The sequence below is a fragment of the Paraburkholderia sp. Ac-20347 genome (assembly GCF_017104805.1).
GTDB classification, from domain to species: domain Bacteria; phylum Pseudomonadota; class Gammaproteobacteria; order Burkholderiales; family Burkholderiaceae; genus Paraburkholderia; species Paraburkholderia tropica.
The window spans coordinates 1-864 of record NZ_JAAGPN010000631.1 but is presented as its reverse complement, the minus strand read 5'-3'; the positions used below and the strand labels follow the sequence as shown (position 1 = coordinate 864).

The 864-nt window shown below is 60.9% G+C and carries 1 pseudogene; it reads left to right on the top strand.

The annotated features are described in order from the left end of the window. Window positions 1-50: 50 nt before the first annotated feature. Window positions 51-857: pseudogene (locus G3N97_RS39120) on the top strand (IS5 family transposase). Window positions 858-864: the final 7 nt, after the last annotated feature.

The window sequence follows — 864 nt, the reverse complement described above, 5'->3', positions numbered from 1 at the left end:
GCGGCTAACACAACCTGGACATGAGGCCATGAAAGCCATATCCTGGCGGCATGGCCAGACGAAAAATCAGTAACGAGTTATGGTCGGCGCTGGAGCCGCTAATTCCGGTGTTCACACCGTCGCCCAAAGGCGGCAGACGTCGAGCAGTGGATGACCGCGCCGCACTGAACGGTATCCTGTACGTCCTGCAAACAGGCATTCCATGGGAATACTTGCCGAAAGAATTGGGCTTCGGCAGCGGCATGACCTGCTGGCGACGGCTACGTGACTGGCAAGCCGCAGGTGTGTGGAAGAAGTTGCATCTGGCGATGCTTCGTCGCTTGCGGGAGCATGACCAGATTGACTGGGAGCGAGCGAGCCTTGATGCCGCCAGTGTTGCCAGCCCCCGGGGGGCCAGGAAACCGGCCCCAATCCGACAGACCGGGGCAAGCTCGGGTCGAAACGGCACATCGTCGTAGATGCTCAAGGCATTCCGCTGGCCCTCACGGTCACCGGTGCCAACCGGCACGATTCGATGGCGTTCGAGTCCACGCTCGATGCCATTTCCGCGGTGTCGGGCCTGAATGGTCAGCCGCGCAAACGCCCGGACAAGTTGCATGCGGACAAGGGCTATGACTTCGCACGTTGTCGTCGTTACCTGAAGCGGCGTGGCATCACAGCCCGTATCGCCACGCCGTGGCGTGGAAAGCAGCGAGCGACTCGGGCGGCATCGCTGGGTGGTCGAGCGCACGCACGCCTGGTTTGCCGGCTTCGGCAAACTGCGCATTCGTTTCGAGCGTCGTCTCGACATTCATGTTGCCTTGCTGTCCCTGGCTGCTGCCGTTATCTGTTCACGCTTTGTTGATGACTTGTGTTAGCCGCTCT